At 68.3% G+C, this 26,101-nt stretch carries 21 protein-coding genes; 9 read left to right on the forward strand and 12 right to left on the reverse strand.

Annotation, left to right across the window (positions count from 1 at the left end; translation table 11 throughout):
- Nucleotides 1-15: 15 nt before the first annotated feature.
- Entirely contained in the window at nt 16-1,461 is a 1,446-nt protein-coding gene (locus OOJ91_RS02075; protein ID WP_266241767.1) for a glycosyltransferase family 4 protein, read from the reverse strand.
- Nucleotides 1,462-1,796: 335 nt separating this feature from the next.
- On the opposite strand from OOJ91_RS02075, the gene glgX reads away from it, so the two are divergent.
- The 3 genes from glgX to treZ are packed head-to-tail and all read left to right on the forward strand — an operon-like array spanning nt 1,797 to nt 7,943.
- Nucleotides 1,797-3,914: a glycogen debranching protein GlgX gene (glgX, locus tag OOJ91_RS02080; protein WP_266241769.1), complete on the forward strand. Its 2,118-nt coding sequence runs from the start codon at nt 1,797-1,799 to the stop codon at nt 3,912-3,914.
- 1 nt (nt 3,915) lies between these two features.
- Nucleotides 3,916-6,219, forward strand: coding sequence for a malto-oligosyltrehalose synthase (gene treY / locus OOJ91_RS02085; RefSeq protein ID WP_266241771.1), 2,304 nt, complete (start codon nt 3,916-3,918; stop codon nt 6,217-6,219).
- Nucleotides 6,219-7,943 carry a malto-oligosyltrehalose trehalohydrolase gene (treZ, locus tag OOJ91_RS02090; protein WP_266241773.1) on the forward strand — a complete coding sequence of 575 codons (1,725 nt, stop codon included), beginning with the start codon at nt 6,219-6,221 and terminating at the stop codon, nt 7,941-7,943. Before treY ends, treZ begins: the two co-directional genes overlap by 1 nt.
- Nucleotides 7,944-8,240: 297 nt before the next feature.
- Here treZ and OOJ91_RS02095 read toward each other — a convergent pair whose 3' ends face one another.
- The 6 genes from OOJ91_RS02095 to OOJ91_RS02120 form a co-directional block, all read right to left on the reverse strand.
- The gene (locus OOJ91_RS02095; protein WP_266241775.1) at nt 8,241-9,554 is read right to left on the reverse strand and encodes a hypothetical protein; all 1,314 of its coding nucleotides are present in this window, start codon (nt 9,552-9,554) and stop codon (nt 8,241-8,243) included.
- A 907-nt stretch (nt 9,555-10,461) separates the two neighbouring features.
- Entirely contained in the window at nt 10,462-11,295 is an 834-nt protein-coding gene (locus tag OOJ91_RS02100) for an IS5 family transposase (RefSeq protein WP_266241777.1), read from the reverse strand.
- An 86-nt stretch (nt 11,296-11,381) separates the two neighbouring features.
- The gene (locus OOJ91_RS02105; RefSeq protein ID WP_266241779.1) at nt 11,382-11,729 is read right to left on the reverse strand and encodes a hypothetical protein; all 348 of its coding nucleotides are present in this window, start codon (nt 11,727-11,729) and stop codon (nt 11,382-11,384) included.
- 238 nt (nt 11,730-11,967) lie between these two features.
- The gene (locus tag OOJ91_RS02110; protein WP_266241782.1) at nt 11,968-13,323 is read right to left on the reverse strand and encodes a hypothetical protein; all 1,356 of its coding nucleotides are present in this window, start codon (nt 13,321-13,323) and stop codon (nt 11,968-11,970) included.
- A 185-nt stretch (nt 13,324-13,508) separates the two neighbouring features.
- Nucleotides 13,509-14,033, reverse strand: coding sequence for an NUDIX domain-containing protein (locus OOJ91_RS02115; RefSeq protein WP_266241784.1), 525 nt, complete (start codon nt 14,031-14,033; stop codon nt 13,509-13,511).
- A 40-nt stretch (nt 14,034-14,073) separates the two neighbouring features.
- Nucleotides 14,074-15,432, reverse strand: a complete 1,359-nt coding sequence (locus OOJ91_RS02120) for a hypothetical protein (RefSeq protein WP_266241786.1) — start codon at nt 15,430-15,432, stop codon at nt 14,074-14,076.
- A gap of 370 nt (nt 15,433-15,802) precedes the next feature.
- Here OOJ91_RS02120 and OOJ91_RS02125 point away from each other — a divergent pair, with 370 nt between their 5' ends.
- On the forward strand, nt 15,803-17,032 hold the full coding sequence (locus OOJ91_RS02125; RefSeq protein WP_266241788.1) for a helix-turn-helix domain-containing protein: 1,230 nt from the start codon (nt 15,803-15,805) through the stop codon (nt 17,030-17,032).
- A 60-nt stretch (nt 17,033-17,092) separates the two neighbouring features.
- Here OOJ91_RS02125 and OOJ91_RS02130 read toward each other — a convergent pair whose 3' ends face one another.
- Nucleotides 17,093-17,884, reverse strand: coding sequence for an SDR family NAD(P)-dependent oxidoreductase (locus tag OOJ91_RS02130; RefSeq protein WP_266241790.1), 792 nt, complete (start codon nt 17,882-17,884; stop codon nt 17,093-17,095).
- Between the two features lie 427 nt (nt 17,885-18,311).
- Here OOJ91_RS02130 and OOJ91_RS02135 point away from each other — a divergent pair, with 427 nt between their 5' ends.
- Nucleotides 18,312-19,424 (forward strand): tetratricopeptide repeat protein, encoded by a 1,113-nt coding sequence (locus tag OOJ91_RS02135; RefSeq protein WP_266241792.1) that lies wholly within the window; start codon nt 18,312-18,314, stop codon nt 19,422-19,424.
- Nucleotides 19,425-19,430: 6 nt separating this feature from the next.
- On the opposite strand, the gene OOJ91_RS02140 is transcribed toward OOJ91_RS02135, so the two are convergent.
- Nucleotides 19,431-22,229: a CHAT domain-containing protein gene (locus tag OOJ91_RS02140; RefSeq protein WP_266241794.1), complete on the reverse strand. Its 2,799-nt coding sequence runs from the start codon at nt 22,227-22,229 to the stop codon at nt 19,431-19,433.
- A gap of 73 nt (nt 22,230-22,302) precedes the next feature.
- On the opposite strand from OOJ91_RS02140, the gene OOJ91_RS02145 reads away from it, so the two are divergent.
- The 3 genes from OOJ91_RS02145 to OOJ91_RS02155 all read left to right on the forward strand — a co-directional run bounded on the left by OOJ91_RS02145 (nt 22,303) and on the right by OOJ91_RS02155 (nt 24,030).
- Complete coding sequence (locus tag OOJ91_RS02145) at nt 22,303-22,704, forward strand: hypothetical protein (protein ID WP_266241796.1); 402 nt, start codon at nt 22,303-22,305, stop codon at nt 22,702-22,704.
- Nucleotides 22,701-23,600 (forward strand): hypothetical protein, encoded by a 900-nt coding sequence (locus OOJ91_RS02150; RefSeq protein ID WP_266241798.1) that lies wholly within the window; start codon nt 22,701-22,703, stop codon nt 23,598-23,600. The genes OOJ91_RS02145 and OOJ91_RS02150 overlap by 4 nt, the downstream gene beginning before the upstream one ends.
- 88 nt (nt 23,601-23,688) lie before the next feature.
- On the forward strand, nt 23,689-24,030 hold the full coding sequence (locus tag OOJ91_RS02155; RefSeq protein ID WP_266241800.1) for a GlsB/YeaQ/YmgE family stress response membrane protein: 342 nt from the start codon (nt 23,689-23,691) through the stop codon (nt 24,028-24,030).
- Nucleotides 24,031-24,190: 160 nt separating this feature from the next.
- Here the strand turns inward: OOJ91_RS02155 and OOJ91_RS02160 are convergent, their stop codons facing one another.
- The 3 genes from OOJ91_RS02160 to OOJ91_RS02170 are packed head-to-tail and all read right to left on the reverse strand — an operon-like array spanning nt 24,191 to nt 25,259.
- On the reverse strand, nt 24,191-24,613 hold the full coding sequence (locus OOJ91_RS02160; protein WP_007459636.1) for an SHOCT-like domain-containing protein: 423 nt from the start codon (nt 24,611-24,613) through the stop codon (nt 24,191-24,193).
- An 11-nt stretch (nt 24,614-24,624) separates the two neighbouring features.
- Nucleotides 24,625-24,882, reverse strand: a complete 258-nt coding sequence (locus tag OOJ91_RS02165) for a hypothetical protein (protein WP_266241803.1) — start codon at nt 24,880-24,882, stop codon at nt 24,625-24,627.
- Entirely contained in the window at nt 24,882-25,259 is a 378-nt protein-coding gene (locus tag OOJ91_RS02170; protein WP_266241805.1) for a DUF2089 domain-containing protein, read from the reverse strand. The genes OOJ91_RS02165 and OOJ91_RS02170 overlap by 1 nt, the downstream gene beginning before the upstream one ends.
- Before the next feature lie 189 nt (nt 25,260-25,448).
- On the opposite strand from OOJ91_RS02170, the gene OOJ91_RS02175 reads away from it, so the two are divergent.
- Nucleotides 25,449-26,075, forward strand: coding sequence for a hypothetical protein (locus OOJ91_RS02175; RefSeq protein ID WP_266241807.1), 627 nt, complete (start codon nt 25,449-25,451; stop codon nt 26,073-26,075).
- The last annotated feature ends 26 nt before the right edge of the window (nt 26,076-26,101 follow it).

The following is a 26,101-nucleotide window of genomic DNA, read 5'->3' on the forward strand; positions in this document are numbered from 1 at the left end:
GGAACGGCCCGACCGTCAGCGCAGTCCGGCGGCGGCGAGCAGGTTGCCCTCGGGCAGCGCCGGGAGGACCCGGCCCTGGGACATGCGCTGCTCGGCGCGCTCGGCGGTGAACGCGGCGTCGTTGGCGATGGCGGCGGCGTAGCTGGCGGCGGTGCGCTGGGCGATGGCCGTCCAGCCGTACTGGTCGTTGACCATCCGACGGGCGCGGCGGGCCATGGCGCGGGCGCGCTCGCGGTCGGACAGCAGCGCGTCGACGGCGTCGGCGAGCCCGTCCGGGTCGTGCGGGCGGAACGTCATCCCGGTGGCTTCCGGCTCGACGATCTCGGCGAGGCCACCGGTGGCGGCGACGGCGAGGGGCGCTCCGGCGGCGGCGCCCTCCAGGGCGACCATGCCGAACGGCTCGTAGATGCTCGGCACCGCGAAGCAGTCGGACGCCGCCATCAGCGCCGGCAGGTCGTTGCCGCCGAGGAAGCCGGGCATGCTGACCATCCCGCCGAGGCCGCGGCGGTGCACCTCGGCCTCCAGTTCGGCGCGGTACGGGCCGTCGCCGGCGATCACGGCGCGCAGCCCGGGGTGCCGCTCGCGCAGCCGGGGGAGGGCGGCGATGAGGTGCTGCACGCCCTTCTCGTAGACGAGTCGACCGGCGAAGGTGACCAGGGGGCCGTCTCCGGCGAACCGGGCCCGCGCCGCGGCCACGTCCCGGGCCGGCACCTTCCAGCGGTGCGACTCGACGCCGTTGGCGACCACGTCGACGCGGCCGGCCGGTACGCCGAACAGCGCGCCCACCTCGTCGCGCATGTAGCCGGAGCAGACGATGACCCGACCGGACTCGCTGCTGAGCCACTGCTCGACGCCGTGGATGGTGCGGTTCATCTCCTCGGGCAGCCAGCCCTGGTGCCGGCCCGCCTCGGTCGCGTGGATGGTGCTGACGAGGGGGATGTCCAGGTGGTCGCGCAACGTCATCGCGGTGTGCGCGACGAGCCAGTCGTGGGCGTGGATGACGTCGTAGCTGCCGGCCTGGGTGGCGCGCAGGGCGGTGCGGGTGAGGGTGTGGTTGAAGGCCATCGTCCAGGCGAGGAGGGAGCCGGTGGCGAGGGGGAAGGCGACGGGGTCTTCGGGTGCGCGCAGGATGCGCACGCCGTCGGCGTACTCCTCAAGGGGTGCGCCCTCGGCGTGGCGGGTGACGACCGTGACGTCGTGGCCGGCGGCGGCGAGGGCGACGGAGAGGGCGTGCACGTGGCGGCCGAGGCCGCCGACGAGTACCGGCGGGTACTCCCACGAGAGCATCAGGATGCGACGGGTCTGCGGCGGCACACCGGGGCCGGGCTGCGCGGGCACGACAGTGCCGGGCTGCGCGGAGGGACCGGGCTGCGGGGGTAGCGGATGCCGGGAGGTCAGGGTGGGCCGGTGGGCCCGGTCCTTGGTGGCAGCGAGCTGCTCATCGACCCGCAGGGTCGTCACATCAATCTCCGTCCATGCATGGTGGTGCGTGCCGGCGTCAGTGGCGGCGGAGTGAGGGTGAGAAGGGTGGCCGAAGGCCGAGTGAGGCACGCGCGGACGCGTGTCCCCCGACAAGCAAAGGGCATCGCGCCCCGGAACGCATCTTCAAAACGCCCATGGTGACGGAGGACACCTGAGGGTGTAGCGCGCATCAGACAGGTGGTTTTCGGTCATCGCCTGAAAGGATGGATTGGCGCGTGGGGGCGCAGGGCAATACCGGCGTGCGCGCGGGCGGGTTCCGACCTCCCGCGCGTTCACGACGCGGTTCGCTCGTGATCAAGTGCTGAAGGAGCGACATGCAGGTCTGGCCGGGCGAGCGGTATCCCCTGGGCGCCACCTACGACGGGATGGGCACCAACTTCGCCATCTTTTCCGAGGTTGCCGAGCGGATCGAGCTGTGCCTCTTCGACGAGTGGGACACCGGCGCCGAGCGCCGCGTCGAGCTGCGCGAGGTGGACGCCTACGTCTGGCACGCGTACCTGCCGGGCATCGAGCCGGGGCAGCGCTACGGCTACCGGGTGTACGGCCCGTACGACCCGGCGAACGGGTTGCGCTGCAACCCGCACAAGCTGCTGCTCGACCCGTACGCCAAGGCCGTCGACGGTGACGTCCAGTGGGACCCGGCGGTGTACGACTACGTGCTTGGCGAGCCGGAGAAGATGAACGAGACCGACTCGGCGCCGTTCATGCCGAAGTCGGTGGTGGTCAACCCGTACTTCGACTGGGGCAACGACAAGCCGCCGCGTACGCCGTACCACCACTCGGTGATCTACGAGGCGCACGTGCGCGGGCTGACCATGCGGCACCCGGACATCCCGGAGGAGCTGCGCGGCACGTACGCGGGAATCGCCTCCCCGCCGATGATCGAGCACCTGACCCGGCTCGGGGTGACCGCGATCGAGCTGATGCCGGTGCACGAGTTCGTGCACGACCACCGGCTCGTCGACCTGGGCCTGCGCAACTACTGGGGTTACAACACGATCGGCTTCTTCGCGCCGCACCACGGCTACTCGGCGCTGGGTCACCTCGGGCAGCAGGTGCAGGAGTTCCGGGGCATGGTCAAGGCGCTGCACGCGGCGGGCATCGAGGTCATCCTCGACGTGGTCTACAACCACACCGCCGAGGGCAACCATCTCGGGCCGACGCTGAGCTTCAAGGGCGTGGACGCGCCGAGCTACTACCGGCTCAGCGAGGAGGACCGCCGCTACTTCGTCGACTACACGGGCACCGGCAACAGCCTCAACGTGCGCAGCCCGCACTCGCTGCAACTGATCATGGATTCGTTGCGGTACTGGGTGACCGAGATGCACGTCGACGGCTTCCGCTTCGACCTGGCGGCCACCCTGGCCCGCGAGTTCTACGAGGTGGACAGGCTCTCCACGTTCTTCGAGGTGGTCCAGCAGGACCCGGTGGTCAGCCAGGTCAAGTTGATCGCCGAGCCGTGGGACGTCGGCCCCGGCGGCTACCAGGTGGGCAACTTCCCGCCGCTGTGGACGGAGTGGAACGGCAAGTACCGCGACACGGTCAGGGACTTCTGGCGCGGCGAGCCGGCCACCCTCGCGGAGTTCGCGTCGCGGATCTCCGGCTCCGCCGACCTCTACCAGGACGACGGCCGCCGCCCGTTCCACAGCATCAACTTCGTCACCGTGCACGACGGGTTCACGCTTAACGACCTGGTGTCGTACAACGACAAGCACAACGAGGCCAACGGCGAGGAGAACCGGGACGGCGAGAGCCACAACAGGTCCTGGAACTGCGGCGTGGAGGGCGACACCGACGACGACGCGGTGCTCGCCCTGCGGGCCAAGCAGCGGCGCAACTTCCTGGCCACCCTGATGCTCTCGCAGGGCGTGCCGATGATCGGGCACGGCGACGAGCTGGGCCGCACCCAGCACGGCAACAACAACGCCTACTGCCAGGACAGCGAGCTGGCCTGGATCGACTGGGACAACGTCGACGAGCACCTGCTTGACTTCGTCCGTACGCTCACCGACTTCCGCAAACGGCACCAGGTGTTCCGCCGCCGCCGGTTCTTCACAGGGCTGCCGGTGGGTGGGCGCGGCATCGACGAGCCGCTGCCGGACCTGGCCTGGCACACCCCCGACGGGCGGGAGATGACAGGGGACGACTGGGGCAACGACTTCGGTCGTTCGGTGGCGCTGTTCGTCAACGGCGAGGGCATCCGGGAGCGCGGCCAGTACGGCCAGAAGCACCACGACGCCTCGTTCCTGCTCTGCTTCAACGCCCATGACGCGCCGCTGGACTTCACGATGCCGGGCTCCGAGTACGGGCAGAAGTGGGAACGGGTCATCAGCACCGCCGAACCCGAGCCGGACGACGCCACGGTGATCAGCGCGGGCGGCACCATCCGGGTGCCGGACCGGTCCCTCGTCGTGCTGGAGAGGACGATCTGACATGGCCGCCACCCCTCCCAAGGCCACCTACCGCGTCCAGGTCCGCCCCGGCTTCGACCTGGACGCCACCGCCGGCATCGCCGACTACCTCACCGAGCTGGGCGTCAGCCACCTCTACACCGCCCCGCTGCTGGCGGCGACGCCCGGCTCCCAGCACGGCTACGACGTTGTCGACCACCGGAGCGTCAACCCGGAGCTGGGTGGCGAGGCCGCCCGGCAGCGGCTGCTGCGGGCACTGCGCGACACGCAGCTCGGACTGGTCGTCGACATCGTGCCCAACCACGCCGGGGTCGCCGTGCCGCCGGCCAACCCGGCCTGGTGGGACGTGCTGCGCCGGGGGCGCGACTCGTCGTACGCCGACTGGTTCGACATCGACTGGGACCGGGGCCGGCTGCTGCTGCCGGTGCTTGCCGACGACCCGGCCGCCCTGGACGACCTCAAGCTGGTCGACGGTGAGCTGCGCTACCACGAGCACCGCTTCCCGGTCGCCGACGGCACCGGCGACGGCACCGCGCGGGAGGTGCACGACAGGCAGCACTACGAGCTGATCTCCTGGCGGCGCGGTGACGCCGAGCTGACGTACCGCCGGTTCTTCGCCATCGCGGGCCTTGCGGGCCTGCGCGTGGAGGACCCGGCGGTGTTCGCCGCCACCCACGAGCTGATCCTGCGGTGGGCCGCCGACGGGGAGGTCGACGGCATCCGCGTCGACCACCCGGACGGCCTGCGCGACCCCGCCGGCTACCTCGCCCGGCTGCGCGAGGCCGCGCCGGACGCCTGGCTCGTGGTGGAGAAGATCCTGGAGTACGGCGAGGAGCTGCCGGACTGGCCGGTGGACGGCACGACCGGCTACGACGCCCTCGCCGCGGTCAACGGCCTGTTCGTCGACGCGGACGCCGAGGGCGACTTCACGGCGCTGGACACCCGCCTCGCCGGGCACCACACGTCGTGGCAGGACCTGACCCACGCCACGAAGCTGGCCGCCGCCACCCAGCTCCTCGGCGCCGAGCTGACCCGGCTTGCCGCCCTCGCTCCCGAGGTGCCCACCGAGCAGGCCCGCGCCGCGCTCGCCGAACTGGCCGCTGTGTTCCCGGTCTACCGGGGCTACCCGCCGGAGGGTGCCCGGTACCTCGCCGCCGCCCGCTCCGAGGCCGGCCGCCGCCGCCCCGACCTGACCGGCGCCCTGGACGCGATCACCCGCCGGCTGCGCGACCCCGACGACGAACTTGCCTGCCGTTTCCCGCAGCTCACCGGCGCGGTCATGGCCAAGGGCGTGGAGGACACCGCGTTCTACCGCTGGACCCGCTTCGTGGCACTCAACGAGGTCGGCGGCAGCCCCGCCCACTTCGGGGTGCCGCCGGCGGAGTTCCACCGCTTCGCCAGCGCCCGCCAGGTCCGCTGGCCCGCAAGCATGACAACCCTCTCCACCCACGACACGAAGCGCGGCGAGGACGTGCGCGCCCGCCTCGCCGTGCTCAGCGAGCTGCCGGGCCGCTGGGCCGAGCAGGTCCAAAGATGGATGGAGTACGCCCCGCTGCCCGACCCGGCGTTCGCCCACCTGCTCTGGCAGACCGCCGTCGGGGCGTGGCCGATCGAGCGGGAGCGGCTGCACGCGTACGCCGAGAAGGCCGCCCGGGAGGCCGCGGCCTCGACCAGTTGGGCGGACCCGGACCCGGTCTTCGAGCAGGCCATGCACGCGGTCATCGACCGGATGTACGACGACGAGCAACTGCACGCGGAGCTGACCGAACTCGCCGCCGCCCTCGCGCCGGCCGGCTGGTGCAACTCGCTCGGGCAGAAGCTGATCCAACTCACGATGCCCGGTGTGCCGGACACCTACCAGGGCACCGAGTTGTGGGACAACTCCCTCGTCGACCCGGACAATCGGCGGCCTGTCGACTTCGACGTACGCCGGGAGATGCTGGCGCGGCTCGACGGCGGCTGGCGTCCCTCGATCGACACCGACGGAGCGGCGAAGCTGCTCGTCGTGTCGCGGACGCTGCGGTTGCGGCGGGCGCACCCGGAGCTGTTCACCGGCTACCGGCCGGTGCCGGCGCACGGGCCGGCGAGCCGCCACGTGCTGGCGTTCGACAGGGGCGGCGCGATCACCGTGGCGACCCGCCTGCCGCTGGGCCTGGCACGCGGCGGTGGGTGGCGCGACACAGTTCTGTCGCTTGGTGTTAACGAGGTGAAGGACCTGTTCACCGGGCGGGTCTACAGTGGCGGGGAGACCTCTCTGGCCGACCTGTTGGCCGACTATCCCGTCGCTCTGCTGGCCCCTTCCACCGCTTCCGTGGAGGCTGCGTGATGACCGAATTCTCCGTCTGGGCGCCGGACGCGCAGCGGGTCCGACTGCACCTGCCGGGCGACGCCGACCACGAGATGCGCGCCGCAGCAGACGGTTGGTGGAGGGTCGAGGTGCCCGGCGGCGGCCCCGACTACGCGTTCCTGCTCGACGACGACGACACCCCGCTGCCCGACCCACGCTCCGCCTGGCAGCCCGACGGCGTCCACGGACCGAGCCGCCTGTACGACCAGGCCGCGTTCGACTGGTCCGACAGCTCGTGGACCGGGCGGCAACTGCCCGGCAGCATCCTCTACGAACTGCACATCGGCACGTTCACCCCGGAAGGCACCTTCGACGCGGCCATCGAGCGCCTCGACCACCTGGTGTCGTTGGGCGTCGACCTGATCGAACTGCTCCCGGTCAACGCCTTCAACGGCGAACACAACTGGGGGTACGACGGTGTCTGCTGGTTTGCCCCGCACCAGCCCTACGGCGGCCCCGACGGCCTGAAACGGTTCGTCGACGCCGCTCATGCTCGCGGCCTGGGGGTGATCCTCGACGTCGTCTACAACCATTTCGGGCCCTCCGGGGCCTACGCGCCGCGGTTCGGGCCCTACCTCGCCGAGCAGAGCAACAGTTGGGGCCGCTCGGTGAACCTGGACGGCCCGCACTCCGACGAGGTACGCCGCTACATCATCGACAGCGTGCTGATGTGGCTGCGCGACTACCACGTCGACGGGCTGCGTCTGGACGCCGTGCACGCGCTGCCGGACTCGCGGGCGGTGCCGATCCTGGAAGAGCTGGCCGTTGCCGTCGAGTCGCTGTCGACGCACCTGGGGCGGCCGCTGTCGCTCATCGCCGAGTCCGACCTCAACGATCCACGGCTCATCACGCCTCGCGAGGCGGGCGGGTTCGGGCTGCACGCGCAGTGGAACGACGACGCCCACCACGCGCTGCACACGTTGCTGACGGGGGAGCGGCAGGGCTACTACGGAGACTTCGGGTCCCTGGAGACGCTGTCGGACGTGCTGACGGGTGGGTTCTTCCACGCGGGGACCTGGTCGAGTTTCCGTAACCGGCACCATGGGCGGCCTCTCGACTCGCGTGTTCCTGGGCATCGGTTGGTGGCGTACCTGCAGAACCACGACCAGATCGGGAACCGGGCCACCGGGGATCGGATCTCAGCTTCGCTGTCGCCTTCGCTGCTCCGCGTCGGGGCTACGTTGCTGTTGACCGCGCCGTTCACTCCCATGCTGTTCATGGGGGAGGAGTGGGCCGCGTCCACGCCTTGGCAGTTCTTCACGTCGCATCCGGAGCCGGAGTTGGCTACCGCTGTGGCTCTGGGGCGGCGGCGGGAGTTCGCGTCGCACGGGTGGGCTGAGGGGGACGTGCCCGATCCGCAGGACCCGCAGACCTTTGTGCGGTCGCGGTTGGACTGGGCGGAGCTGGACAAGCCCGAGCATGCCTCGATGCTGGCGTTTTACCAGCGGTTGATTGGGCTGCGGCGGTCTTGTTCTGATCTCTCGGATCCTCGGTTGCACGCTGTTTCTGTGCAGCATGGGGACCAGTTCCTGCTGATGCGGCGGGGGGACACGCTTGTTGTCGCGAACCTGGCTGGGCGGGGGCAGGGTGTGTCGCTGCCTGGGGTGGCTCGGCGGGTGCTGCTGGCCACCGGCGAGGGGGTCACGGTGATGCGGGACCGGATCGAGCTGCCGGCGGAGACAGCGGCGATCGTGGCGTTATAACCATCGCGTTGCCGCTCATGTCGCGACGGCAATTTGGGAGGCAGGGCGGACATAGACCTGCCTCTGGCGGAGGCGGACGACTTCCGTATGGAGTCGCCAAACAGGTTCGGTGGGTGGATCGTAGAGGTTCGACATCCTTTCTAAATCGACCTGGCATGCCGAGTCGAGTACGGACACGGGTGTCAAGGCTGCACGACCAGTAGGCGCTCCATCTTGTCACCCTGGCCTGGCGCACTCCACCGAGGTCTGGGTTAGATGCAGACCGAGTGGCGGCACCAATGGAACCAATTGGTACCCTTACTTCCATGGAACGGACACCACCTCGTGGGCGCTTCCTGTCAGTCGGCTCAAATCGCGAGTGCTACCACGATAGTTGAGCGTCTGAAGAATCAGCAGTGTTAGGAGATGTCGAGTCAGCGCCCACGATTCAGTGATTAGATCGTTGATGTGGTACACCAACTTCGGTAAGTCCGTAGGATGTACTATTCGGTTGCGGATCTGAGTAACGACATGGGCGGCATCTAATGCTCGGCCCTGTCTGGCTCCTTCCACCCTGGCAAATTCGACCAAGGCAGGCGAGACGGCCGGATCGAGTCCGGTTGGGATGCTCGCCATCTTCAAGACTTCGCGCAGACGCTCGTGCCCATCCAGCTTCTGATAGGCCGACTTGCTCAAATGGCCGTCTACCACGAGCCTATGCCAAGTGAAGTGCTCGATGCCTGCAAACCCGACCATGATTCGCTGTTCTACGAACCCGCTCGGTATGGTTGACGATATCGCGAACATGAGTTGGAATCGCAGCCTCTCGCTGAGTGGCGAATCCATCAGTGCCGGCACGGCCAGTTGCACGTACGAATCGAAATCCGCTGTCTGGAACTCTGCCCTCCATCCCGGACTAATGCTACGTGCTGGGTCGCAGTGGGGGACCGTCCACTGCTTCCACGCGACGCGCCCGAACCTGTCGAACCCTACTGGGAGTGCTGGCGCGACATGGCATCCTGTGGCGAATGAAAAGGACATGTGCAGGGCTAGGAGGAGCGATTTCAGCTCATCCACGCCGTAGTCGCTTCCATCAACCCTCGTGACTTCCATGACATGGGTCATCAGGAATTTCTCGGAGTCGTGTAGTTTCACCCACGTCGCGTCGTAGTCGGGCCGGCAGTCCATTCGCAGTGCCCAACCCGCAATGTTGATCTCCCATCTGTGGACATGGGTAGTGTTGCTATTGTCCGAATGGAGCCTCCGGGCTGAGCGCAACCGGGGCAGATTAAACCAATGGAGCTTAGCTTTTGCTAGCCTGGTGTCTTTAGACCCCAATTCGGCTTCATTGATCCAGCCCTCATCCCACGTGCGCATGTAGGCTTCGATTGAGTTGGACTTGAATGGGCCGTTGAGGTTGAGCCTTAGAAGGCGTGACCCGAAAGCCATGATGCCGGCAGATTCCGCCTGCCATACAATGCTCAGCTTCGATGACGTGTTCATCCGGATTTCGCCCGGCAGTGGGCAATGTGCTATCCCCGCAATCTGTCCTTTATAAAGCCGGACTGGCCTTGCTGTGGCGTTATAACGGTAAAATGGGGTAATTGGTTCGAGGTTGGTTGCAGTCGTCACGCCTACGAGGATATAGACCGCAGGCAGAGTTGCCTAGATAGTTCCGTGCAGGTCAGGTTTCGCAATCTGCTGGGTGCGGCGGACGGTACCCAGTCGACTAATAGCAGATCGCCCACCACCAGAGCCGCCCCAACTCTTCTTCGGCTCCCTGGACGCTGTCGGACGTGCTGACAGGTGGGTTCTTCCACGCGGGGACCTGGTCGAGCTTCCGTAACCGGCACCACGGGCGGCCTGTGGATCCGCGGATTCCTGGGCATCGGATGGTGGCCTACCTGCAGAACCATTACCAGATCGGGAACCGGGCCACTGGGGACCGGATCTCGGCTTCGCTGTCGCCGTCGCTGCTCCGCGTTGGAGCCACGTTGCTGTTGACCGCGCCCTTGACGCCCGATGTTGTTCATGGGGGAGGAGTGGGCGGCTTCTACGCCTTGACAGTTCTTCACCTCGCACCCGCAGCCGGAGTTGGCCTCTGCGGTGCGGACCGGACGACGACGGGAGTTCGCCTCGCACGGGTGGCCGGAGGGTGACGTGCCCGATCCGTAGGACCCGCAGACATTCGTGCGGTCGCGGCTGGACTGGGCCGAGCCGGACAAGCCCGAGCATGCTTCGATGCTGGGCGTTCCACCACCGGTTGATTGCGTTGCGGCGGTCGGTGGCTGACCTGTCGGATCCTCGGTTGAACGCTGTTTCTGTGCAGCACGGGGACCAAGTTCCTGCTGATGCGGCGGGGCGATACGTTGGTTGTCGCGAACCTGGCTGGGAGGGGGCAGGGGGCCAGCCTGCCTGGGGTGGCGCGGCGGTGTTGCTGGCTACGGGGGAGGGCGTCACGGTGATGCGGGACCGGATCGAGCTGCCGACGGAGACGGCGGCGATCGTGGCCGCTCTAAGTGCGTGTTTGAGATGTTGATCAGTTCCAAGTGAAGGTGCGACGGAGTTGCCGTTGGGCCGGTTGGCCACGGGTGATCCGACGCAGCATGCCGATGATTGCGGCCCAGCGGATGATTGCTTCGGAGACCTCGGGGTGACGTTCGTAGTCGCGGGCCAGCCGACGATGAGCCGTGAGCCACGCCAGGGTTCTCTCCACCACCCAACGGCGCGGATGCACGGCGAAGCCTCGCTGCCCAGCGGGCTTACGCACGATCTCAACGGTGGTCCTGAGCGTGTCGCGGGCCCAGTCCACGAACCGACCCGCGAAGCCCTGATCAGCGAAAACGTGCCGGACCGGACTGGTCAGATACATGCCCAGCAGGGCGGTCTTGCCGCCGTCGCGGTCCTGCCACGAGGCGGCCAGGACGGCAACGGTGATCAGCATGCCGGCGGTATCGGTGACGATGAACCGTTTACGGCCGTTGACCTTCTTGCCTGCGTCGTAGCCGCGCGAGCCCTTCCCCACGGTGTCGGCGCCCTTGACGCTCTGCGAGTCGAGGACCCCCGCCGAAGGATCAGGCTCACGTCCCTGCGCTACCCGGGCCTTGACCCGCAGCGCCGCGAGGAGCTTCTCCGTGACGCCGGCCTCCTCCCACCGCACGAAGTACCAGTACACCGTCTGCCACGGCGGCAGATCCGCGGGCAGGTACCGCCACGGGCAACCCGAGCGCAGCAAGTACAAGATCGCGTTGACGATCTCCCGCCGTTGGTGCTTCTCCGGTCGGCCGCCCCCGCTGGGCTCCGGTAGCAGGCCCTTGACCAAATCCCATTGGGCGTCAGTCAGATCGGACGGGTACCCACGGCGTGACGACACCCGGACACCCTGACCGGGACGGGACCACCAGTCATGCCACCACACCGTCTACATGAGGACTTCTCAAACGCTCATGAAGGGCCGCGTCACAAGTATGGGATGCCCGCGTCCGCCAAGGACACCGTGATTAGACTCGTTGACTCACCACGCCAGAGCCAGTGCTGGACGTTGGCGATCGTCGCAGCCACCTCGCGGGCTGGGATCGGCACGGCGTCATCCGAATCGCCGGGCCACCGGACAAGATCGTAAACATCGATCATACTACGCAGGCTCAAGCCCACGACCGCATCACGCAGGAGTGGCATCGCAGTCCGCCGGTCCTCATCGGGTCCGTTGTCCGTCCACGCCGCCGCCAACTCCCATAGCTGGCAGTGGCCGTCGGACTCGTGAAGCACGAAGTGCTCCACCGGGCTGACGCCCTCAACCTCAGCCATAGCCTCAACTCTCTGTCGCCAGAAGTCTATGCGGCGGCCCGGTTCAGCATGGGTGCACGCGCCTGCGCCCGGACCCAGGATCCGGGAGGGCGGTTCATCCCTTCTCAAACACGCTCTAAGGCATTTGCAGATTCTTGCCGAGGTCTGATGGCACCGCTACTTGCGTTCTACAGGCGCGAAGCGAGTATTTTCTCTGCAGTACGTCGCAAGTCCGGTGTCGCAAGGGACGGCAAGGCATTCATGAATTGGGTGGCCCATTCGATGGCTTTGTGGGGGAAACTGCCCCCTCGGCCAATTCCGGAAATATACGTTGAAGGGGCTGCCGAAGTAGCCTCCGCAGCCTGTTGCTCGCGGCGGACTTGACTGTCTCTGTTCGCTTGATATTGGGCAGCGGTTGAAATACGAAGATCGGTTCTCCGAAGGGGGTTTCTTGAGTCATTGCCACCGTCCTATCTCGGACCGCCGCGTAGAGTAGCCGAGTGGCCTTGTCGGCCTGCGATGCCCCTGCTGCGTGGACTACGAGCCAGACGACGATCGCACTCGCCAGTAGTCCCCATAGCAATATCTTGGGACCGGACGCGTTAAATGTAAGGTGCCATTTGTAGCAAAGGATGGCCGCGAGAGCTCCAAGGGGAAGTGATATTCCTTTCCTGAACTCTCCTTCAGCGCGAATTCTGTCGTATTCCATATAGAGCTCGGCCTTCGATCGTAGGTCGTGATCGGCTCGGTTCAGCCTCCGCCGTAGCCAGTCGTGGTACGAGTTCAGCTCAAGAACCTGGGAGAGTCCGGCCCTTGCTTGTCTTTCTCGTTTCAGCTTTTTGATTAGTGCCTTCCGTACGCTTTCGTCATACTTCTCGACGTCTTGAAGGTGCAGCCGTAAATCTGCCAGCGTCTTCACTCTCGACGGCAACTCCTCGTCCTGCATTCCTTCTGCGTGGGCTTCTTCGAGGGTTAGGCTGGCTCCGAGCGCGGCTTGATGCAATGAAGAGTGGGTCAGTTCGTTAACTCGATCTTCGAGGAAGCTGGGATTTGATACATAGTAATCTTCGAGAGATTCGGCGCACAGCTCATTGAAAAGCGAATCGCTCGTAGCGCGGGCTGTTCGATAACGGATCCAGTGCTCTTCCACGTAGACGAGTAAATTCGACCATGCGCTCGACAGTGTGTCCTCAACAGTGGCCCAGTAGGTGCCAGAACGGAGCCGGTGATGGCGCAAGGCGGCAACCGCTAACAATGTCACGACGCCAGTCGGTAACAAGACAACTGCAAGCCTGAATATCGCTGAGGCCAATACGAGAGTTATGACAATTCCTACCCCTGCAAAAATCAGAGGTATAGAAAATCGCGAAATCGCCTCGCCCATCGACTGCAAGAACACGCCAACAAGGTAAATAAGTAGTGCGGCTATGCCAATGAGCGCCTCTGGGGGCACCTTGCTGATTTGGTCCGCTGCTGTTGAGAAGATTTCTTGTTGCCAGACCTCTTTGGGCGCGAGCGAGCAGCCGACCCATGCGGCGATTGACCAAATAGATCCAATTGCGAGCGGTGTGCGCGCCTCACGTATTCCTGGGATTATCTGGCTTAAGACGTTCATCGGTCGATATTAGTGCTTGGGCCATCCGGGGGCAGCCTGAATGTCATGTAAGCGACAGTTCGGTTGGTCGGATGAGATGCAGGGGTGATGCGAATCCGGGTAAACGGTCCTGCCGAGCTGGAAGGGTCGCGGCCTTCGACTAAATCCTTGTTCTCCACACGTTATGGAAACCCGATTATGCTCCGCTATTGGAGGCCCTTCCCGCAATCTATCGGGCCGCCGGAGAGTGGCGGGGTGGGGCAACCGCCAGCGAGGTATATAGGCTTGTATTGACGTCGCGCTTGGTGTGCTAGGTGAACTCTGGGAGAGACATTGTCGGGCAATCGTTTCACAGCCGCTTCTAAGGAAAAGAAAGTGGCTTCCTCGATTTCTTTCTCGGATAGCTGGAAGTCGCCGCTATTCGTGATGATACCGCAGTCGAACATAAAGCTGATGATTGCTCTTGGGCGCTCCCCAGCAGGCGGCGCCCAGTCCACGACGAGGAGATCGCCCACTACTACGTCGATCCCTAACTCCTCGCGGATCTCGCGGCCGCATGCATCCTGGGGGTATTCACCGTCATCCACGTAGCCACCCGGGAAGGCCCAATGGTCGCGGTACGTGGGCTTGACGAGCAGCACGTTGCCGCTCGGGTCGGTGATGAAGGCCGCGGCGGCAGCGTAGAAGGAAGCCAGGTTGGCGTACCAGGTGGCGGGCTGCGTCCAGGTCACCTCGTTGACGCTAGCGGAAATATTTACCTGTGCTACCGCGCTACCTGGCTGCTGACGTAGGCGGGAGGCTGCGTAGCACTTCGTTGACCTGTGGTGATGCTTGCTGCGAGCTGAGCGTGTTAGCGAGTTCGCGGGCGCGCTGTTGAACGCGCGCCGACTGGATGCCCACAGCGTGCTGCCCCAGCTTCAAGGCCCAATTGCAGGCGGCGTCGGTTTCCCCAGCACGGGCATGAGTCATAGCGATGAGGGCGGTGTGTAGGGCGCGCGTCCGGGTGTTTTGTCTGCTCAGGTTCAGCGCCTCGGGCGCGTGTCGAAGGGCCTGCGTGTACAGATGCAGGTCGCCCAGGCACCTCAGTGCGGCTCCGGCTAGGTGGGCAGGGCTGAAGTAGCCCACCCAGCGCGGCCCCGGATCTTCGCTCGTCCGGTCGAGAGCACGCTCAGCCTTAGTTAAAGCGAGCTGGCAGGCACGTCGCTCGCCTGACTGTCCGTAGGCGGTCGCGGCGGTGGCGTGCAGCCGCGCGAGGACAGCGGCGGGTGCACGGCCGGCACCGTCGATGGCTGCTTCGACGAGCCTGGTCGCCTCCCGACCGTGGCCCAGGAACACCGCCTGGGTGGCAAGGTTGGCTAGAAGGTGAGCGCCGTAGAGGCGGTCGTCAGCGGCCTTGGTGAGCCGCAGTCCGAGGGTCACATGATGCTGCGCCACGGCATGCTCGCCCGCGTCGTACGACATGAAGGCGAGTTGCCCGGAGAGCGTCGCCGCCGCTCGCATAAGATCGCGCCCCACGGCATCCGTGTAGGTACCCCGCAGCATGGGCGCGACCTGACGTAAGAGGAAGTCGGCCATGATCACACGGGTGTGCGGAGAGCCGCTGCCGTGACGCCGGTCGAGATCGGTGAAGTGGTCCGCCAGCGCGTACAGCGACTGAACATCGGTCGAGGTGACCTGTTGCCGGCCGTTCCGCCTGACCGCCTCGTCGGGTAAGTCATACCGCCATCCGAGCGCCGCCTCTAGCGCCTTGCCGCTATCGAACACCCCGCTGGCCTGTTGGTTGAGCTGCTTGGCCAACCTCTTCCAGATCTGCTCGGCGGTATCGATCGCACCATCGACAGACGCGGGGTAGACACACGTTCCTATGCTGTCGGCCGCGCCGAACCCCAGCTCCGTGGCGGCGACTGGACGACCGAGCTTGCGGGCAAGTGTTTCGGCCATCGCGGCCTGTGTGTGCTCGCCAGGCCGGCGACCGCGCAGCCACCAGTAGACGCTGGCAGCGTCGTAGCGCCAGGAGCCCTCGTGGCGGCCGGCGTGATTGAGCTGGCGAGCAAAGGCGGCGTGAGCGTTGCCGTAGCCGGCGGCAAGTAGTAGTCCTTCGAACGCCGAGTTCGTCACCGGTCGCGCCATGGTTCCGCCTCCAGGCATCAGCCAACTACTAATAGTTACGACCCTATGGGCTGCTGCGGTCCGATGGGGACCCGCGCAACCCTGCGCAACCCACGTCCTGAGCAGCGCAACTGAGCGCATCGCTTGCCATCTGGTCCGTCGACTGGCCGCCCGCTTCGCTGATCGCAGGAGTCGTGGGTGATGGCGAGCTGATCGTCGCGCCCCGGGTTGACGGAGGTGGGCATGCAAGGTGACGAGTCCCCGAGCAAAGGCGAGCAGTCGGAGACCGCTGAGCGGGAGGCTGCCAAGCAGCGCCTCCTGGCGCAGGCCGAGGCGGAGCGCGTACCCGTAGACGACACGACCCGCGCGGTCCCGGACCGGCGGTGGAAGCGTGACCAGCGATGACCTCCCGATCGGCCGCCGGGTGGCGAGCTGGCGGGTACGGCGGCAGATGACCCAGCAGATGCTCGCCGACCGGGTGCGCAGGTCGAAGAGCTGGGTCGACAAGATCGAGCGGGGCGCCCGCACCCTGGACCGGTACTCGGTGATCCAGGAACTGGCCCACGTCCTGCGGGTCGATCCGGAGGTGCTGCTCGGCCAGCCGCGCAGCACCCCGGCGGGCACGCCGGACGGGATGGACGACATCCGGGCCGCGCTCGCCCGCTACGACCTCCCACAGGCTCCGGCCCAGCCAACGGAAGAAGTAAGAAGGCAGGTCGGGCACGCCTGGTTGACCTATCAGCACGCGCACTACGGGCAGTTGGTGCGGGTGTTGCCGGGTCTGCTCGACGCCGCCCAGGGTGCGCGGTCGGCGGAGCTGCTGGTGCAGGCGTACCGGATCACCTCGTCGCTGCTGGTCAAGCTCGGCGAGCCCGACCTCGCCTGGCTGGCCGCCGACCGCGCGATAACCACCGCCGCCGACAACCGGCTCCTCGCAGCAACAGCAACCATCGCGGTGGCCCAAGCGCTCCGCGCCGCCAACCGCCCCCACCTGGCCCTAACGGCAGCCCAAACGACGGCCAACCGCGTCCTCCCGCCCCCACTCCACCGCGGTGATCATGAGGTTGGCGGGCTGAGTGGAGATCAAATCGCCCGTCAACCTCATGATCACCGGGGTGAGGGGGCGGCGGGGGAGTGGGCCGTGGGTGGGACGTTGCTGGTGCAGGCCGCGCTTGCCGCCGCCGGGTGCGGGGAGCACCGCCGTGCCGGCGAGCTGGTCGACCGGGCCGCAGGTGTCGCTGCCAGCCTGAGGGGGTACGACGATCCGCACCGCACCAGCTTCGGGCCGATCGTCGTCGAGCTGGCGCGTGTGTTGGTGGCCGCGCAGCGGGGTGACGCTGTCGAGGCGCTGCACAGGCACTCGACTGTGGTGCGGCGGGAGGCGTGGCGGCGATTGCCGGCCGAGTATCGAGGTGCGTACCTGGTGGACGTCGCTCGGGCGTACCTCCAGGTGGGTGACCTGCGCGGTGCCGCCCGCGCCCTCGTGGACGCGGACAGCGTCGCGCCGGCCGAGGTTCGGTGCCGGCCTCTGGCGCGTACCGTCATCGCCGACGTCGCCCGTGCGCAGCCGGCGCCGGCCGGCGTGGCGCGACTGGCCACGCTGGTCGGCCTCACCCGCTGACTGGCCGGCTGCTCCGCAACCACCGGTACAGGCCTCGGCGGGGTCAATCCCGCCGCGGACTCACAGAATCGTCGTCAGCACACCTCCATCGACGCGTACCGCCGATCCGTTGATCGCGGACGCGGCCGGACTGGCGAGGAAGGTCACGGTGTTTGCGATCTCGCTCGGTTCGATGAAGCGCCCCAGGAGGGAGGTCTGGTTGGCGCCGATGATCGCCACTTTCAGGTCGTCCTCGAGGAGGGACTGGGCATCGGCCAGCGACCTGACCGTTTCGGCGACGCCGGTGGAATACGTGGGGCCGCCCAGCACCGAGTTGACGGTCACCGCAGTGCCCTTCGTCAGCTTCGCCAGGCCGTTGCCCACTGCGAGCATCGCCGTCTTGGACGTGCCGTAGTGGATCATGTCGGCGGGAATGTTGACGCCCGACTCGCTGCTCACGAACACGATCCGGCCCCACCCTCGATCGAGCATTGCCGGCATGAGGTGCCGCGCGAGCCGCACCCCGCTGAGCACGTTCACCTCGAAGTAGCGCCGCCACTCCTCGTCGGAAATGAGGTCGAAGGGCTTGAGCTCGAAGAGCCCGACGTTGTTGATGAGAATGTCAACGCTTGGCAGTTCGTCGCACAGCCTGTCGACGTCATCGACAACCGAGAAGTCGGCTTGGATGCCAGTGACGGACACGCCGGGGGCCTCCCGACGCAACACGTCGACAGCCTCGGCCAGCTTTGCCGGGTCGCGGCCGTTGAGGACCACGTTGACACCCTCACCGGCCAGGGCCTTCGCGGTCGCGTAACCGATGCCTTGACTGGATCCGCTGATGAATGCGGTCTTTCCGCTGAGCTGCAGGTCCACGTGCTGTACTCCTCGTGAGTGGTAGCCGACTGGTGCCAGAACGGCGCACCTGCCGGACGTCGGCAGGCGTTCCTCACGACCTTGCCGCAGACCGATGAGCATCTGATGAGCACCGCGTCAGTGGCTGACGCTGGCGTGGTCGGACCGTTGGTGCCTGCGGCCGATTGATCTGACTGCGCGGAAAGTCCCGCCTCGGGATTCCTGGGTCTGCCGTACCGGTCTGACCCGTCCCAAGCGGGCGCGCTCCGCACGGCGGCCACTCCACATTCTGGGTCGGAGCCGTTGTGCACGACGCCGGTTTGGCCGGATCGATCGTCGCTGGCCGTCGACCGGGCGACAGCCGCTGCGGCGACGGAATCAGCCAGGGTCGATAGTCTGCTCTCCGTGACGGGTCGTGAGGTCGTCGACACCGTGGGAGGTGTGCGCAGTGGGCAGATGGTTCAACCGCGGCCGTAAACGCGACGACGAGCCACCGCGCGAGTCCAAGCCCCCATCGGGCCCGGTCGTCGAGATCACCGTCAGCGGGGGCGGTCGGTCGAGCACCACCACGATCGGCGGTCCGACCGCCTTCGGGCTGCAGTACCACGCCTACCACGAGCAGTACGGCGTGGCCGACCCGCGGACGTTGGAGGCCGGGACCCGTTACGCGCAGGAGCTGATGCGCACCAACGACGTCGCCGAGGCCGTGGCCATCTATCAGGAGGTCGTCGGGTTGCGCAGCTCGGCGCTCGGGCCGGAGCATCCGGACACCCTGCGCAGCAAGCACAGCCTGGCCTTCGCGCTCTGGCAGCGCGGCGCCCACGCCGAGGCCGAACGGGTGCAACGAGACGTCTACGAGGTGCGGCGTCGGGTGCTCGGCGACGCCGACGCCGAGACGTTGCGCAGCGGCAACAACCTGGGCTGGTTGCTGATCGAGCTGCGTCGGATGGACGAGGCCGAACCGCTGCTGCGCGAGGTCGCCGACGGCATGGCGCGGACGCTCGGCCGCGACAACGCGGACACCCTGGCCTGCCAGATGAAGCTGGCCGGGCTTCAGCACCTGCAGGGGCGCAGCCAGCAGGCCGAGCGGGGCATGCGGGACGTGGTCCAGCGGCTGACGCGGACGGCTGGCCCCACCAGCCCGGTGACGCTCCAGGCCCGCAGCAACCTGCTTGTCGTCCTGCTCGACAACGGCCGCGCGGCCGAGGCGGTCGAGGCCGCCCGGGCGCTCGCCGACGACGCCGGTCGCGCTCTGAGCAACACCGACGGTGTACGCCTGCATGCCCGGCACTCCCTCGCCAGAGCCCTCGCTGGGGTGGACCGGCGGGCCGAGGCGATCCGGTTGCTTGCCGACACGCTTCCGGACAGCGAACGGGGCCGAGGCGTCGACCATCCCGGAACCCTGGAGATGCGGACGCTCTTCGCCCAACTGCTCGTCGAGGCGGGTGACAGGCGGGCGGGTGCGGAGGCGCGCGCCGCGCTGGCCGGGTGCGAACGCGTGCACGGCCCGGGTCATCCCGACACGGAGAGGGCACGGGCGCTGGTCCGGCGCACCCGCTGACACCTGTCAGCCGCCGGTGTGGATGTGCGCCGCCCACAGCGTCGGCGTCAGCGGGTAGCGGTCCCGCAGCCCCCGCACGGCCGAGTGCAGGGCGTACGCCGCCGACCCGGTCGCGTCGCCGTGCGCGTAGAACGCGGTGGTCAGGGCGAGGGAGACCGCGTCGTCGACCTCCCACAGGGTGCCGATGACATGCCGGAACCCGGCGAGCTGGAAGGCGCCGGTGATGTGCAGCGCCTCGTCGACGAGGGTCGGCGGGGCCTGGGCTGTCGCGCAGGCCGACAGGAAGGCGAACTCCGCGTCCAGATCGAGCCGGGACACGTCGGCCACGGTGAGTGGGCTCTCCCGGTGGTCGTGCACGAGCAACCGGCCCTGCGCCGGGTCGTGCGGATCGGCCACCGCGTGGCACGCGAAGTGCGCGTACGCCGAGTCGGCCAACCGGTCCAGGATCTGCTCCCGGGTGGCCGCCGCGTCCAGCCCGATCCACGCTCCGGGCAGCGCCCGCGCCGCCGACGCGGCCTCGCGTTCGGCGCTGGGCAGCGCCCCCGGGCCGCCTGGGGTGGCGCGCATCGCCACGACGCAGGACCGGGCGTCGGGCCGGGACTGGCGCGGCCCGGTGCGTTTGCGGGCGAGCGCGGTCACCGTCGGGGTGTAGGAGGAGACCACCCGGTCGAGCGCCGACCGGCCGGCGCCGGCCTGCGCGGCGTGCAGGGGAAAGAACGCCAGCGGACCGACCGGGCACCACCAGACGCGCGGCAGCTCGCCGGCCGCCTCGGGCGCGTCGATCTGGTCCAGCACCGGCCCGACCAGGGCAGACCACAACCATTCGAGTACGCCGCCGAGCGCCGACTGGGCGCGCAGCCGACTCCCTGCGTCCGCCGCCGGGTCGTACGCCGTGGTGGTGGCCTCCTGGAGCAGCCGTAGCTGCGTCACCGCGTCGGTGAGCGACAGATCCGGCAGCGGCAGCACCGTCACGCGGTGCCCCCGCAGGAGGAGCGCGTCGCAGCGCAACTCGCTCGCGATCGGCACGACCACAGTGCCGTCGACCTGGTCGAGCAGTTGCCGGGCGCTGGGCGCGAGCAGGAAGTCACCCAGGCCGGGCAGCTCCCGGATCGTCGCCAGCAGCACGTTCCACTCGGTCTCCCGGTCCCGGCCGAAGGTCGTGGGCCGCGACGTTTCGGGGGCGGGCGCTTCGAAGTCCCGGCGCATCCGCTGGAAGTCGGCCGCCAGACGCCCGTCGACGCGTTGCAGCGCCGCCCACTCGCCGTCGGCCGTCAACCGCTGGTGCAGCAGCAGGCCCCGGCCCCGTTCCAGCAGCTCCAGGGCCCGTTCCGGCTGCCCGGCACCGATCGCGCAGGAGGCGGCGGTCGCCGCCACCCCGGCCGTCGAGCCGAGGTCGGCGTACTGGTCGTGTCGTGTACGCCCCCGCGACGCCAGCCGGGGCAGCAACGTGATGGCCTCGTCGAAGGCATCCGTCGCCTCCTCCCACCGGCCCAGCGCGGTAAGCGTGTAGGCCGCCTTGTCGAACGCCTGGATCCGGACCGGCACGGCCCCGGAGTCGACGCGGCCGGCGACGCGCGCCCGCTCGGCGGCCTCGGTGAGCAGCGCCTTCGCACCGGTACGCAGGTAGGTCGCCCGCAACGCCTGGGCGATGGACAACCCGGTCTCGGCGCGGTGCGGATGACGTGCGGGCAGGGCGTCCAGCGCCTGGCGCAGCAGGACGAGCGACTCCTGGAGATAGGCGAGCTCCCCGGTGGCGTCGTAGAGCAGCCGGAGGCTGTAGCCCAACTGGTCCAGGTACAACGCGTGGTTGGGCTCCCCGCGTACGGACAACGCGAGCGCCCGGCGCAGCAGACCGATCGCCGTCTCCAGGGCCGAGATGTCACCCGTCAACTGGTGCGTCTTCATGCCGACCGTGGAGAGGCTGGCGAGCGCCGTCCGGTGCTGCGGATGCCGCTCTCCGACAGTGTGCAGCGCGGCGGCGAACTCCTCCCAGGCCTGGCCGAGCAGCTCGGCGCGGCCGGTGCGGTCGACAAGCGTGAGCAGCGTCTGCCCGGCCAGGAAACGTGCGTCGACGCTCTGCGGGCTGTGCTCCCGCAGCACCGCGACGGCCCGTTCGACATCGGCCGTGTGGGTGGTCCCGGACGCCCTGGCCAGCAGGCACCGGGCTCGCAGCAGAACGATCTGGTCCTGGTTGGGCCCGGTGGCGTCCACCGAGGACACCAGCTCCAACGCCTCGTCGACGTAGTCCTCCACACCGGTGAGCTGGTGGGCGCGCAACAGCGCCTCCGCGTGAATGCCCCGCAACGCGGGCAGATGCTCCGCGCCGATCCACTGCTCGGCCATGTTAGCGATGGCCGTGAGCCGGTAGAGCGTGTCGACCGAGCCGTCGAAGTCGTGCCGCACCCGATGGACCTGGCAGGTCTTCAGCATCAGCACCGCGCTGTTGCCCAGGTCGGCCGAGGCGTCCTCGGCGAACCGCAGATACTGCTCGGCGATGTCCAGGAGCTGCGGTTCACTCTCGATCCGGGCTCGGGTCAGCAGCACATCGGTGTACGTGGCAAGCGCGCGCACGCCGTGCGGCGTACCCAACTCCTGCGCCAGAAAGGAGTCCGCCATCGTGCGGATCGCGGCCTCCAGCACGACGGTGGCCTCGATCAGGTCCTGCCGCCCCTGGTCCGCGTGGTACCTGTCGAGCAGCGCGGCTCCCAGCTCCACCTGGGCCTCGGCCCACCGCCCGTCGCCGCGCGGCCGTCCGGCCGCGGCCCGACGCCAGTGGTCCACGGCGTCCCTCGCAGAGCGACCCACAGGCGCACCTCCCCGTCGCGGTTGCCCCCCAGCCTGCCAGCCGTACGCCACATCGACGGGAGATAATCAGTCGATGAGTCAATCGGCGCCGGACAGGCAGCTCGACGACGACCGGGCCACCCGGCTGGCGCGGGTCTGCGCCGACATCGCGCAGGTGGGCGACCTGCTCGGCCCGGAACCGGCCCAGGCCCTGGCGCGGCTGCGGGACCTGTCGCTGTCCGATGAGGGTGTGGACGCGGTGCTCGCCGAGGTGACCGAGTTGATGCGCCTCGGCGGGCTGGTCGGCGGCGACACGATCGTCCGGGGCGACCGCTACCTGCCGCTGGCCGGCATCCACGGCCGCCGTCCGGAAGTCGTGCGGGTGTGCCCAGGTGACCTGTGCGACCGGGTCGAGATCCCCCGGCCGGACGCCGGCCCGCCGCCGCGCTGCGCCGTGTGGGACTGCCCGCTGCCGACCTTCCGGATGGACAGGTGAACGCGGTCATCGCCTCGCTCGGCGGCAAGCTGGCCGAGCGGTGGCTCTCCGGCCTGGCGCTGCCCGGTCTGGTGTTCGTGGCGATGGCAGCCGCGGCGGTGCGCCTCGGCCACGCCCACTGGTGGGACCTGCGGCTGCTGCGGCAGGAGGTGGACCGGCTCGCCCTCGGGCCACCGTCGCGCAGCACCGGGTCCGCGCTGCTGATCGTCCTCGGCGTCGTGCTGGGCAGCGTCGTCGCCGCGCTGGCCGCCCAGAGCCTGGAACGACTGGTCGTGGCCCTGTGGACGCAGGACTGGGGCCGGGCCGGCGAGGCCCTGAGCCGCCGGCGGCGACGCCTGTGGAACGCCGCCATGGACCACTACGAGAACGCCCTGCGGGACAAGGCACGCCTGTTGCGGTCCGCAGACGCCACCGGAGCGCTGCCGGACACCCAGGCGCTCGCCCGCGCCTGCGACCGGATCGCGGTGACCGAGCCGGAGCGGCCGACGTGGATCGGGGACCGCATGCTCGCCACGGCCGTACGGGTGCGGGCCTGCTACGGCCTGGACCTGGCCGCCGCCTGGCCCCGACTGTGGTTGCTGCTGCCCGAGGAGACCCGGGCCCCGCTCGCCGTCGCGCAGGCCGACTTCGCCGCCGCCGCCCGACGGGTGGGCTGGGGGTTGCTCTATCTGGCGCTCGGCCTGCTGTGGTGGCCAGCGGCGGTCGTCGGCCTCGGCCTGGCCGTGGCGGGCTGGCGACAGGGCCGGGGCGCGGTGTCCGTGCTGGCGGACCTGGTGGAGGCGGTGGTCGACCTGCACGTACGCGCCCTCGGCGCCGCGCTGGGACATCCCACCGACGGCACCTTCGGTGCGGCCGACGGAGAGGCCGTGACAGCCCTGCTGCGCAAGGACCGGTGACCCCGGGGCTCGGTGCCGGCCGGGCGGGGTTTCCGGGAACGTGAGATCCGGGCATGTACCTCGGCACTGCTGGAGGGGAGAGACGGCAATGCTGGTAACCGGTTATCTCGGCGCGGTGCTCATCGGTGCTCTCGTCGGCCTGCTCGGCCGACTCATCCTGCCGGGGAGGCAGCGGATCGGTCTCTTCGCGACGTTCGTCATCGGCGTCGGCTCGGCGGTGCTGGGCACCGTGGTCGCCAGGGCGCTCGACATCGACGACGGCGCCAACGTGCGGGTGTGGGTGCTGCGCTGGGACTGGGTGGTGCTCGCCATCCAGGTCGGCCTCGCGATCATCGCCGTGGCGCTGGCGAACATGCTCACCTTCACCCGGCTCGCCGGCGGCGACGACACCCCCCGTCGGCGGACCCGCCGCAGCCAGGCCAAGGGCTGACGAGCGGAGGGACCACGCCCGTGAGTGGTCCCTCCGCTGGTCTGCTGCTGAGTGGCTAAACTTCAGGTTGGCAGTTCACCTGTGCTCTGCTGCGGCGGACGCAGACCTCGGGAGGGTGTTCCCGCACCCTCTCGAGGGGCCCGTCCCACTGGACGGGCGCCTACTCGCAGAAGACCCGCACTGTGGCATCGGGGGAGTCCACCTCCACTGTCACGTCGTCGAGGTGCTCCACGAGCGCCTCCAACTGCTCGGGCTTGAGCTGCGTCAGGTCGATCGGCACGCCCGAGTCGCTGAGTGACGCGTTGGCCTTGACAAGCGCCTGCGGCGGGACCAGCGCCGCCAGCCGTACGCCGGCCCGCAGCAGTTGCAGTGGCACCCGCACGTTGACCCGCGACGGCTCGCCGTTGTCGGTGGCGTCCACCACCACCCGCAGGTACTTCACCTTGCCCTTCGGCCGGGCGTCGAGACCTGCCGCCGCCGGCGCCTGATCCCGTTCGAGCGCGGCGATGAGCTGCTCCGCCTCCTCCGCGGTGATCTTGCCGGCGGCAAGCATGTCGAGGATGTCCTTGCGTTGTTCGGTCATTCGAACCTCTCCTATCGGATGGCCACGAGCACGGCCGTGCGGCCCTGCTCGATGTCGAAACGGGCGCCGGGCAGCGCGGCGATGACGCGCCAACCGGCGCCGAGCGCCCGCACCGCACCGATGCGGAACACCAGGCAGGCCACGATCGCCGCGAGCACGACCAGGACCACGACCGGAAAGAGCAGGAGCGCCACCGGGAGCACCGGAACCCAGAAGCGGACGGGTCGGCGGTCCGGGCGGTTGACAGTGACGGTCACCAGCTGCGGCATCACGGCCGGCCTTCCAACTCGGCCAGCGCCTGCTGGGCGGTGATCTCACCGCGGCGCAACCGGTCGATGACGTCGGTCCGCGACGGCGCCGGGTCGGTCTCGACGAAGTCGAGCATCTGCGTGATCCGGTTGAGTCGTGACTTGATCGTCGGGTAGCTCACCCCGAAGATGCGTTCCATCTCTTTGATCGAACCGTGGCAGCGTACGAACGCCGTGACGAAGACCTGGTCCTCGACGTTGAGTTGAGCCAGTTGCGGTAGCTCGAACTCGCCCTCGATCGCGACGCCGTTGCCGGCCAGGCGCACCCGCTCGACGACGAACGGCTGCCCCCGCGTCAGGCTGGTGAGTTCCTGCCAGTCCATCGCCTGTTCTGTCATACCTAAATTTGTAGCTTAAGATTCTTGAAGTTCCAAGAGTCAGACCTTAACTTTCTCAATCTCATCCGGCCGACACGGCAGGCCCCGGGACGGAAGTCTGACTTTCTGTGCTCGTTGCCTCACGGACGGTCCAATCTGGAATCGGCTCGCCGTGGGGCGGTCGTACACAGCGGACAGTGGAGGTTTCGGATGCTGATCATCGCGGAGGATCGGGACACCTACCCACCGAACGGTCAGATCCCCAACCTGGAGACCGACGAGAAGGCGTGCGACGACATCCTGACCCGGATCAAGCCGCTCCTGCCCGGCGACCTCACGGGAGAGGTGGTCGGGGCGTTGGTGAACTGGTCGGCGAGCATGCTGCTGCCCCACCAGAGCTTCCGTACCTGGGCCGAAGCCGTCACCGCCGCGACCAGCTTCGCGCGCAACGACATGGCCCATGCCACCGACGACAGCCAACGGCAACGTGGCGAGGCTGTCGGCGGCGACGACCTGGCGAAGCTCAACGCGGCGGTGGCGAGCACGGGACGGACCGGCGACCGGCAGATCACCGTGCGCGACGAGAGCCGCAGGTGGGCGAACTGCGGAATGGCCGCGATCTCGTCCGGCTGGCAGGAGACCGCGAACCAGTGGCGGACGTTGCCGTTCAACCCTGACCGGCAGGAGGTCGACGGGATTCGCCGCCGGTCCGAAACGCCGACGATCCTCGTCGAGGTGTTCGAGCTGCGCAAACCGGCCGTGGTTCGGGCGGCCCTCGGCGGTGACCGCGACGCGTCGCTCAGCGAGCTGGCGACCCGAGGACTGACCACCGCCTGACGCAGTGTTCCCGGTCGGCACCCGAC

The sequence above is a fragment of the Micromonospora lupini genome, from assembly GCF_026342015.1.
In the GTDB taxonomy this organism is placed as follows: Bacteria; Actinomycetota; Actinomycetes; order Mycobacteriales; family Micromonosporaceae; genus Micromonospora; species Micromonospora lupini_B.

Excerpts from the sequence above, each read along its gene's own strand:
- glgX (WP_266241769.1), top strand. The coding sequence starts at position 1,797 with ATGCAGGTCTGGCCGGGCGAGCGGTATCCCCTGGGCGCCACCTACGAC.
- treY (WP_266241771.1), top strand. The coding sequence starts at position 3,916 with ATGGCCGCCACCCCTCCCAAGGCCACCTACCGCGTCCAGGTCCGCCCC.
- treZ (WP_266241773.1), top strand. The coding sequence starts at position 6,219 with ATGACCGAATTCTCCGTCTGGGCGCCGGACGCGCAGCGGGTCCGACTG.
- OOJ91_RS02105 (WP_266241779.1), bottom strand. The coding sequence starts at position 11,729 with ATGGCTGAGGTTGAGGGCGTCAGCCCGGTGGAGCACTTCGTGCTTCAC.
- OOJ91_RS02110 (WP_266241782.1), bottom strand. The coding sequence starts at position 13,323 with ATGAACGTCTTAAGCCAGATAATCCCAGGAATACGTGAGGCGCGCACA.
- OOJ91_RS02120 (WP_266241786.1), bottom strand. The coding sequence starts at position 15,432 with ATGGCGCGACCGGTGACGAACTCGGCGTTCGAAGGACTACTACTTGCC.
- OOJ91_RS02145 (WP_266241796.1), top strand. The coding sequence starts at position 22,303 with ATGAGTCAATCGGCGCCGGACAGGCAGCTCGACGACGACCGGGCCACC.
- OOJ91_RS02155 (WP_266241800.1), top strand. The coding sequence starts at position 23,689 with ATGCTGGTAACCGGTTATCTCGGCGCGGTGCTCATCGGTGCTCTCGTC.
- OOJ91_RS02160 (WP_007459636.1), bottom strand. The coding sequence starts at position 24,613 with ATGACCGAACAACGCAAGGACATCCTCGACATGCTTGCCGCCGGCAAG.
- OOJ91_RS02165 (WP_266241803.1), bottom strand. The coding sequence starts at position 24,882 with ATGCCGCAGCTGGTGACCGTCACTGTCAACCGCCCGGACCGCCGACCC.
- OOJ91_RS02170 (WP_266241805.1), bottom strand. The coding sequence starts at position 25,259 with ATGACAGAACAGGCGATGGACTGGCAGGAACTCACCAGCCTGACGCGG.
- OOJ91_RS02175 (WP_266241807.1), top strand. The coding sequence starts at position 25,449 with ATGCTGATCATCGCGGAGGATCGGGACACCTACCCACCGAACGGTCAG.